We start from the raw sequence: 9,842 nt of genomic DNA on the forward strand, positions 1-9,842 counted from the left end.
GCCGATCCGAAAGCAAGACTCCATTTCTTTTATGAACGTTCCTCCTACTGGGATCATCAGAAAGACAGCTATCCCATCGTCCGAATCACCGATCGCTCCCAAGTTCCGTCAGCAAAGTAGCGCGGGCGTCTCGCCTGCGGGCGCAGCCGGGGGAACGGCCGCGCTACAACTTTGCGACTTGGCGTCTTTGCGTTTAAAATGTCTTCTTCTATGCATAATCCGCAGGTGCCGGAAACTCTTGAAGGATGGTCCGTGCTCCATCACATGTTCCGGCTGAACTGGCCGGCTCTTGGGCAGCTTTCGGCTTCCGGCAGAGAAGAACTTGCGGCAGAGGCCGTCCGCTGCTTTGAGAATATTCGTGATGGCGGAACCGCTTTTGTCCATATGCTTGGCCACAAAGCTGACTTAATGCTGATTCACTTCAGAAAAACTTTTGATGATCTGAGTCAGGTGCAGCTCCAATTTCAGCAAACTCGCATCAATCATTTCGTGGAAATGACCACATCTTACGTTTCGATTGTGGAACTGGGGATGTATGAGATGACGTCCAAGATTCATCAGCAGCTTGCGGCGCGTTCGTTGAAACCGGGGAGCGAAGAATTTGAGCGCGCATTCGATGACGAAATGGAACAGCAGAAGAGCCGTGTAATGGGCCGCCTTTTCCCTGAAATTCCGACTCGCCGTTATGTGTGTTTTTATCCGATGAATAAGCGCCGAGGCGAGCATAAGAACTGGTATCGTGAAGAGTTTTCCCGCAGGGGCAATATGATGCTGGAACATGGAATCGTCGGCCGTCACTATTCCGGCCGGGTGACACAGATCATTTCCGGTTCGATCGGCTTTGATGATTGGGAATGGGGTGTCGATCTGTTTGCGGATGATCCACTCGTTTTCAAGAAGCTCATTTACGAAATGCGATTCGATGAAGCGAGCGCTGTTTATGCGGAGTTTGGGCCGTTTTACATTGGTCTGCAATTTGATTCCAGGAATTTTCTCGCATTGCTCGAAGGCCGAACTCCTTCGCTCACAGCATGAAACCGCCTGTTGGGGAGTCCAGTTTTTACGGCATCAGTTTCAATACCAAAGATAGATCCACGCGAAATTTTTCGTCCAGCGACCTGCAGCATGAACTGAATGATCCTGATGTCTTTTCCTGGATCGATATTCAAGCTCCGGATATTTCCAGCCTGAATGACGTTTTGCGGACGTTAAATATCGATCTCGTTCTGGTTGGTTACTTTAATCAACCTGAAATATTACCTCGGATTGTCGAACGTCCCGATTGCCTTGCATTTTATCTGTATGAAGTATTTAAGCCGGAACGTCATCTGGATACTTCCCATGGATTATCCGAGATTGATGTGGGTCGCATCATCCTGGTTCTCGCAACGGATTACATCATTACTTATCATCGTAGATCGCTGGATGTTGTCGACTATGTAAAGGGGAGTTGCCTGGAAGGATTTCGACTGGCGGGAAAAACGCCGGGTTTCATTGCATTCCTTTTTATGCAGCAATGTCTTTATGATTACGCGCATCTTAATCTGGCAAACGATAACTATCTGGATTCGCTCGAAGCGGGCGTACTAACAGGACATGAGGATCTTTCAGAAAGGATTTCTATTGCGGGGCTGAACATACTCACGTTAAAAAAGATCACAGCGAGCCTTCATATCGTCTTGATGTTGATTGTTACGAAAAAGAGCGTGTTTATCAGTGACGAAGGTCGCGAGTCGTTTCGGGAGATGTTACAGAACACAACCGCCATCCGCGCGGCAATCGATTCTTCTCGCGACTTACTGGATGGAATTCTCAATAGCATTCAAGCATCCGCTGCAACCAAGACCAGCGATATCGCGCGAGTCCTGACTGTCGTTTCCGCCATCATCCTTCCGCTGAGTCTGGTTGCCGGGATTTATGGCATGAACTTCCAATACATGCCTGAGATCAAACACCCAGCCGGTTATTTTCTGGTTCTGGGTTTTATGGGGTCCCTATCGATTACTTTGTTGCTTCTCTTTCTTCGACTTGGCTGGATCGGGAAGAAGAAAAAAAAGTAGCTTTTTTTCTTAAAATTCCATACAGCGGATAAATCCGATTTCCTTTTTGCGATGATTCTTTAAGGGTGAGCAGGTGTCCCTCATCATCCACCAGTGCGAAGGCACCAAAGTGAATGCTTTCGAGCCGGGGTTCGATCAGTTTGACGCTAACACTTGCCGCGGTAGATTTCTGCGAGAGGTTCGAAGTTCATTTCGTTCTGCGCTTTGTAGGGGCGCCGCATTTGCGTTTTTTGCAAATGCGCAGCCCCTACTATATTTGATAAATTCACGATTGCATCCTGAGTAAACTAGCATATATGTGTAGGACATGAGATGGAGAGATTTACGCAGAAGTGAAAATGTTGAAGATCGACGGGGCTTTGGAGTTGGCCCCGTCGGCGGTTTCAAGTTAGGTGGATGCGGTCTTATAGTCCTTGTGATCCTCAGTTTTTTTCTTGGCATCAACCCTCTGGAATTTCTTGGCATACTTCAGCAAACCCAGACAACGACTCAGCAACCGGTACCGGGAACTCCGCCGCCGGCCAATGATCCTTCTTCTGACTTTGTTAGGGCTGTGGTGGGAGACACCGAAGATACATGGATTCAGCTGTTTCAGAAAATGGGAGGGCAATATGAGCCTCCGAAGCTTGTACTTTTCCGCGATGCGGTGCAATCCGCGTGCGGTTTTGCCAGCGCTGCGGTGGGTCCGTTTTATTGTCCTTCGGATGAACAGGTCTATTTGGACCTGGGTTTTTTCGACGAGCTGAGCCGCCGTTTTGGAGCTCCGGGCGATTTTGCGCGCGCGTATGTAATCGCGCATGAAATCGGGCACCATGTGCAGAACCTCACTGGAGTTTCCAGCAAAGTTCAACAACGCAGGGCTCAGTTGGGTCAAGAGTCAGGGAATGTCTTATCCGTGCGTCAGGAACTTCAAGCCGATTGTTTTGCAGGTGTCTGGGGATACTACGCAAACCAAAAAAATGTTGTGGAAACAGGGGATGTGGAAGCGGCGTTGAATGCTGCCGCGCAAATCGGGGATGATCGCTTGCAAATGGAATCGAAAGGCTATGTGTCTCCTGAGTCCTTCACACATGGAAGCTCTGATCAGCGCACGCGATGGTTTCGTACAGGAATGGAAAGCGGCGATGTGAATCGCTGTGATACATTTAGTGTGCGAACCTTGTGATGGCAATTCGATTACTTGTGACCGGCGGAACATTTGATAAAGAATACAACGAGCTGAACGGGACTCTCTTCTTCAAAGATACTCACTTACCGGAAATGCTGAAGCTCGGCCGCTGCAAACTGGAAGTCGACATCCGAACCTTGATGCTTGTCGATAGTCTGGACATGACTGAACAGGACAGACAGCTGATTGTGGACCATTGTTCCAAACTCAAAGAAGAATGGATCCTGATCACACATGGCACCGACACCATGGATTTGACTGCACGGGAGCTGGGTCAGGCGAAACTCCCCAAAACGATAGTGTTAACCGGCGCAATGGTGCCGTACAAATTTGGGAGCTCCGATGGTTTGTTTAATTTAGGAAGCGCGCTCGCGTTTGTTCAAACTTTACCGCACGGCGTTTACATCGCAATGAACGGCCGTTACTTCCTTTGGAACAACGTGAGGAAGAATCGCAGCACCGGCGAATTCGAAGAATTTTAACGCAGAGACGCAAAGGCGCAGAGAAAAAAAGAAAAAAATCTCTTTCTACCTCTGCGTCTCCGCGTCTCTGCGTTAAAATCTTACCATCTTGGGATGTGGACCACGATTTGGGTACCGCCGTTCGGCTTGCTTTGAATCTCCACCTTTCCGCGCATTTGCGCGGCGCGTTCCCGCATGCTGATAAAACCGAATCCGCCTTCGTATCTTCCGGTATGATCATGCATGACGCCACGTCCGTCATCGCGAATCCGAAGCTCGACTCCGAGCAATTTATAAATCATCTCAATGTCTACTTGATTGGCCTGAGCGTGTTTCACCACATTGGACATGGCTTCCTGCGTAATTCGCAAAAGATTGTCTTCGACATTCTGCGGAAGCACGCGTTTTTTTCCGCTCACCTGCATCTTGTATTCAACGCCACTTCCACCCAGAGCCTGTGCAGTCACAACGGAAAGAGCGGCAATCAAATCGCTTTGTTCGAGTGGTGCCGGACGCAACGCGCGCACGAATCTACGCGACTCTGCCAGACCACCTCGCGCCAGTTCGCGCGCTCTTTGTAAAGCATCGCGGGTTGTGTTTGGCTCTTCCTGCAGCGTTAACTCCGCAGTCTCCAGCTGCAACACAACTGCTGTGAAATTCTGCGTTAAAGTGTCGTGAATCTCCCGTGAAATGCGATTCCGTTCTTCCAGAACCGCTGAAAACTGTGAACGCAACCGCCGGACTCGCAATCGGTGGAAACCATAAATGCACATCAGACCGATTAGAATCAGCCCACCATAAAACCAGTACGTTTGATAAAAGTGCGGACTGATGCGAAACGAAAGCATCGCCCCGCTTTCGTTCCAGCGACCGTCATTATTACAGGCGATCACCTGGAAACGGTAATTTCCGGGAGGAACTTTTGTGTAGTAGGCAATGCGCCGCGTCGATGCGTCGATCCAGTTCTGATCAAAGCCATGCAACTGGTATCTGAACTTCACTTTTTCGGGAGCAACGAAGCTCAAGGCCGAATAATGAAATTCAAGATTCCCATTTCCCGGAGGGAGCGAAACACTATTTCCAACTTCGTTTGCAGCATTGGTTGTGCCGTCATATACGATTTGTTCCAGCCTCACCGGCGGCGGCAGCGGATTCGTGCGAACATTTCGTGGGTCAAGCGCCGTGATTCCTTTCGCAGTCAAGAAAATGAGTTTTCCTTCACGTGTTTTCCAGCTGGAAGGCTGCACTCCACCCACGCCTTCGCTGCTCTTCATTCCATCGGCCGCATCGTAAGCAGTGAATGAAATACGCTTGAGCCCGCCCAATTCGAAACTGAGCAAATCTTTTTTGGAAACTTTAAAGATTCCATGGTAAGTCGACATCCAGAAATTTTCATCCTCATCTTCATGAATGCTCAGGATTGTGTCTTCAAAAAGACCATCTTGTGCGGTGAAATTTGTAATTTTTTCGCCGGCGACATGAAATAACCCGGAACCATACGTGGCAATCCATAGATCTCCCTTTGTATCTTTTTGAATCGCCCAAATGCTTGCCGTTTTGAGTTTTTCCGAATGCGAAATCGTGGAGAATTTGCCATCCATCCATCGTGACAAACCACGAAAAGTTCCAATCCACAGAGTTCCATTCCGATCTTCAAACAAAGAGTGGATCAAACCGTGGGACAATCCATCCTGCGTTGTGAAGGTTTTAATCTCTCCATCTTTCCAACGATTCAGGCCGTTGTTGGTACCGATCCAATAGGATCCGTCCCGTGTTTGCAGAATTACCCTAACGGTGAGGTTTGATAGTTGTTGAAGTTTTGTGCTGGTTACTGCGTTGTTGCGAATCAGATTGATCCCTCCACCGCGTGTTCCAACCCAGATGTCCCCCGCAGAGTCCTCGTACAATGCAAATACTGTATTGCTGAGCAGGCCATCTTCGGTTGTATAAACGCGCTTCTGTCCATCCTTCCAACGGAACAAACCGGCGGAACGGGTGCCGATCCACAAATTTCCGGACCGGTCTTCCAACACAGAGTACGATGTGTGATCCGGTAAACCGTCCGGACCGCCAAAATTCCGGAACTTCAGTTCGTTTAACTGGATCAAGCCTCCACCATCGGTGCCGATCCAGAGATTTGCTTCACGGTCTTCGTAGATTGAAAGAATCGGATCCTGTGATAATCGCTGGATGTTCGCATAACTTGTTACTTTTCCGTTGTAGATTCGATTCAGTCCGGCATCAGTGGCGACCCAGATATTTCGATGCCGGTCTTCCGTTACGAAACGCACTGATTCGTTGGACAATTTTCCGTCCGCCACAGGGTTTTTAAACTCTCCCTCTTGTAAAACCGTCAGGCCAGAATCCGTGGCGATCCACAGTCTGTCCAGAGTATCTCTGGAAATCCAACGGATAGAATTCGCGGCAAGTCCCTCTTTTGTTGTGAATGTTTTGAAATTGCCATCGCGGAAGCGGCTCAATCCATTTTCAGTTCCTATCCAAAGATTTCCTTGAGCGTCTTCGGAAAAAGAACGCACGTTATCATTCGCCAATCCTTGGCGAGCGGAAAATTGCTGGAAGCGCCCGTTTTGGAAAGCAAATACTCCGCTGGTTCTGGTTCCTACCCACAACACTCCGCGCCAATCTGTGTATATGCAGCGAACAACTTCGTCTGTGAGTCCTTCTTTGCTTCCAAAGTTGGTGAAAATACCATTCTTGTAGCGGGAAATGCCGCGGGCAAATGTGCCGATCCATAAATTTCCATCACGATCTTCTGCAAGAGCAAACACGTCATTGTGGGGGAGCCCTGAATTTCTGGTGTTGAACACTTGAAAGCCCGCGCCATCAAAACGCGCCAGACCCGCCTGTGTTCCGAGCCACAAATAGCCATCCCGTGTTTGAGTGATCGCAAGGATGCTGTTTTGCGGCAAGCCGTTTTCACTCGTCCAGAGTCTCTGGCCGAAGTCTCCGATCGCGATTTCCGGACTGAGCCCCAGGGCCGTGCTGCAGCGCAATAGCAGGAGTATGATAAGCTTTCCGTAGGGGGTCAAAGAGTTCTCGTTGATATTTTAACACTTGAACCTTTGAACGCTTGAACCTCCATAATGATTGAGGTCTGGAGATGAACAAGAAGGCTAAGTCTGCCGCCTTAACGGCAGTCGAAATGGGTGCGCGACAAAGAGAAATATCTGTATCGGAATTCTTCACCAAAAACCGGCATTTGCTTGGTTTTGATAATCCACGCAAGGCTTTGTTGACCTGCGTAAAAGAAGCGGTCGACAATGCCATGGACGCTTGCGAAGAAGCAGGCCTCTTGCCGGAGATCATAGTCAAAGTTGAAGTAGTTTCCACTGGCGATACGGTTCCGCCGCCGTCACAGGCCACGCGCTTTCGGATTACGATAACGGACAACGGACCCGGAATTGTTCGCGAACAGATTCCGAGAATTTTTGCAAAGCTTTTGTATGGTTCCAAGTTTCACAGATTGCGCATGAGCCGGGGTCAGCAGGGAATTGGAATTTCTGCTGCTGGAATGTATGGCCAGCTAACGACGGGGAAACCGGTCCGTATTATTTCCAGAACCAGTGACAGGAAACCGGCTCACTATTTCGAGATCCAGATCGATACGAAGAAAAATGAGCCGATCATCGTTAAGAAGACGGAAATTGAGTGGGAGCATGCGCGCGGAACGTCTGTCAGTATTGAACTGGAAGGGAAGTATCAGAAAGGGCGCAGTTCGGTTGATGAATATTTGGAGCTGACATCGATCGCGAATCCGCACGCGATTCTCACCTACTACAATCCGGAAGGGCAAAAGGTCGAATACTCACGAACTTTCACCGAGCTTCCTCCGATTCCACGCGAAATCAAACCGCATCCTTATGGCATTGAACTGGGGATGCTGTTAAAGATGTTGCACGATTCCAAGAGCCACTGGTTATCCGGATTTCTTACAAGCGATTTTTCGCGCGTTTCGCCGCGCACAGCGAACGAGATTTGCAAAGCAGCAAATCTGGATCCGCATGCGCACCCGCGCCGGATCGCGCGAGATCAGGCGGAGAAGCTGTATCAGGCGATTCAAGCAACGAAAATCATGGCTCCGCCAACAGATTGTTTGTCTCCGATCGGTGAAAAGGCGATTCTAGCAGGGCTCTACAAGCAAATTCGCGGTGATTTTTATACGGCAACCACACGCCCACCCGCAGTGTATCGCGGAAATCCGTTTGTCATCGAGGCGGGCCTTGCTTTCGGCACAGGCAACGGCGGGAACAGCGGAGGCGCCCGCAAGCTTGCGCTGGCCGAAGGAGAGACGCATGAAGAGGAGAGCGAACTCACCCGCGTAATTCGGTACGCAAATCGTGTCCCGCTTCTTTATCAGCAATCTGCCTGTAGCGCTTACAAAGCGGTTCTGGAAACTGCTTGGAAGAATTATGGTCTGGGACAATCGCGCGGCGCGCTTCCACAAGGTCCGATGGTTGTGTTTATCCACATGGCGTCGGTTTGGGTTCCGTTCACGAGTGAATCCAAAGAAGCGATTGCCGATTACGATGAAATCAGAAAAGAGATCCGGCTTGCGCTGCAAGAGTGCGGACGCCGCCTCGCGACGTATTTGCGCAAGAGGGCTCATGCAAAAAGCGAATTCGAACGGCGTAACATATTTGCTCTTTACATTGAAGAGGTCGCAGAAGCCTGCACCCGTTTGAAACAGGGGAAAATTGAACCGGAAAGATTGAAAAAGCAATTGATGAGAATTGCCGTCAGCAAAACCGGTGGAGAAAAAGTGGACGCGTTGTTGAGAAAAGGAAAAGAGCCTCCCGCTGAAGAACTGCCGCATTCCATCGTTGTTACGCCGGAAGGAGCGGAAGGTGAGGTGCCTGAGCAAAGTAGTGCGGGCGTCGCGCCCGCAGAGCTCCGCGGACGAGACGTCCGCGCTACTTTGGCAAGGAGAAAGTAGTTATGAAGAAAAAGATTAAGAAAAAAGATGTGGAAAGCCGGCTGATTTCACTGGCTGATGAAGTTGTTCTTGCTGCAAAAACCAATCGCAGTCCGTCGCTACACATACCCACGCGATCCCTTTCGAACGTGAATTTCAACGTGAAGAAAGGAATCATTGAAATGGGTACAGCCAAACAGGAGCGGTCTTTTTTTAATGTTGGAATGGCGAAAAAATTTATGCAGACCGTTCTTGTGGCGGATGCGCTTGCTGAATTGCAGCGGCAGGATTTAACCACTTCCCTTCGTGAAATTTATTATCGGACGAAACACACAATCAAAGATTCTCATGAAAATACTTTTGATTTGCAGGGTGAATCGGATCCGATTATCGAGGATCTGGAAGTGGCTCTTGATTCTTTGCGCGAAGAGCTGCATGTGCGCGCAGAAAATACCGGGACGATCGTCGGCCCGGTGGTTCTTGTGGATGACGGGGACACGATCGATTGCACGCGCCTTGGGAAAGGGGGTTACTCGGTTCCTTCGATCGTGGAGCCTGAGTACATTGAAATAAAAAAGTGCACGGCCGATTTTGTTTTGCTGGTGGAAAAAGGAACTCAGTGGAACCGTCTATCGGAAGATAAATTCTGGAAGAAACATAACTGCGTTTTACTTACAGGAAACGGACAGCCTCCACGCGGCGTGCGCCGCCTTGCCAGACGCTTGAATGAAGAACGGAAGTTGCCCGTGTATGTGCTGGTGGACAACGATCCCTGGGGCTATTACATCTATTCGGTTATCAAACAGGGTTCGATCAGTCTTGCTTATGAATCCCAAAGAATGGCTGTACCGCAGGCAAAATTCATTGGTTTGTCGAGTCAAGATCCGGAGGACTTCGGATTACCGAGAACGGTAGGAATCAAACTCAATGATAAAGACATTGCTCGCGCACGTGAAATTCTGAACTATCCGTGGTTTCAGAAAAAACCCTGGCAACACGAAATCAAAAGGATGCTCACGTCAGGTTTGAAATACGAATTGGATGCGCTCGCAAACAAAGATTTTCGCTACTTGACGACTACTTATCTGCCTGAGAAGCTGAAATCCAAACACTGGCTCGATTAGCTCGTACTACTGACGTTGAACTTCTTGTTTTTTTAGAAGGATTTTCGCAAAAGGATATTAAACCGCAGAATATCGAACAAAGGAACTCCGAACCGC

Annotated in this window: 7 protein-coding genes; 6 read left to right on the plus strand and 1 reads right to left on the minus strand. The window is 49.2% G+C overall.

What is annotated here, in order from left to right:
- Window positions 1-198: 198 nt before the first annotated feature.
- From L0156_24205 to L0156_24220, 4 genes are all read left to right on the plus strand, one after another.
- Window positions 199-1,035 carry a heme-dependent peroxidase gene (locus tag L0156_24205; protein ID MCI0606102.1) on the plus strand — a complete coding sequence of 279 codons (837 nt, stop codon included), beginning with the start codon at window positions 199-201 and terminating at the stop codon, window positions 1,033-1,035.
- Window positions 1,032-2,060, plus strand: a complete 1,029-nt coding sequence (locus tag L0156_24210; GenBank protein ID MCI0606103.1) for a hypothetical protein — start codon at window positions 1,032-1,034, stop codon at window positions 2,058-2,060. Before L0156_24205 ends, L0156_24210 begins: the two co-directional genes overlap by 4 nt.
- A gap of 307 nt (window positions 2,061-2,367) precedes the next feature.
- The gene (locus L0156_24215; protein MCI0606104.1) at window positions 2,368-3,225 is read left to right on the plus strand and encodes a zinc metallopeptidase; all 858 of its coding nucleotides are present in this window, start codon (window positions 2,368-2,370) and stop codon (window positions 3,223-3,225) included.
- Window positions 3,225-3,710: an asparaginase gene (locus L0156_24220; protein MCI0606105.1), complete on the plus strand. Its 486-nt coding sequence runs from the start codon at window positions 3,225-3,227 to the stop codon at window positions 3,708-3,710. Before L0156_24215 ends, L0156_24220 begins: the two co-directional genes overlap by 1 nt.
- 80 nt (window positions 3,711-3,790) lie before the next feature.
- Here the strand turns inward: L0156_24220 and L0156_24225 are convergent, their stop codons facing one another.
- Window positions 3,791-6,739, minus strand: coding sequence for a histidine kinase (locus L0156_24225; GenBank protein MCI0606106.1), 2,949 nt, complete (start codon window positions 6,737-6,739; stop codon window positions 3,791-3,793).
- Between the two features lie 71 nt (window positions 6,740-6,810).
- On the opposite strand from L0156_24225, the gene L0156_24230 reads away from it, so the two are divergent.
- A complete protein-coding gene (locus tag L0156_24230; protein ID MCI0606107.1) occupies window positions 6,811-8,643 on the plus strand; it encodes a DNA topoisomerase VI subunit B in 1,833 nt (610 codons plus the stop codon).
- Between the two features lie 2 nt (window positions 8,644-8,645).
- Window positions 8,646-9,746, plus strand: a complete 1,101-nt coding sequence (locus L0156_24235) for a DNA topoisomerase IV subunit A (protein ID MCI0606108.1) — start codon at window positions 8,646-8,648, stop codon at window positions 9,744-9,746.
- Window positions 9,747-9,842 lie beyond the last annotated feature (96 nt).

This window comes from bacterium (assembly GCA_022616075.1).
GTDB lineage: Bacteria > Acidobacteriota > HRBIN11 > JAKEFK01 > JAKEFK01 > JAKEFK01.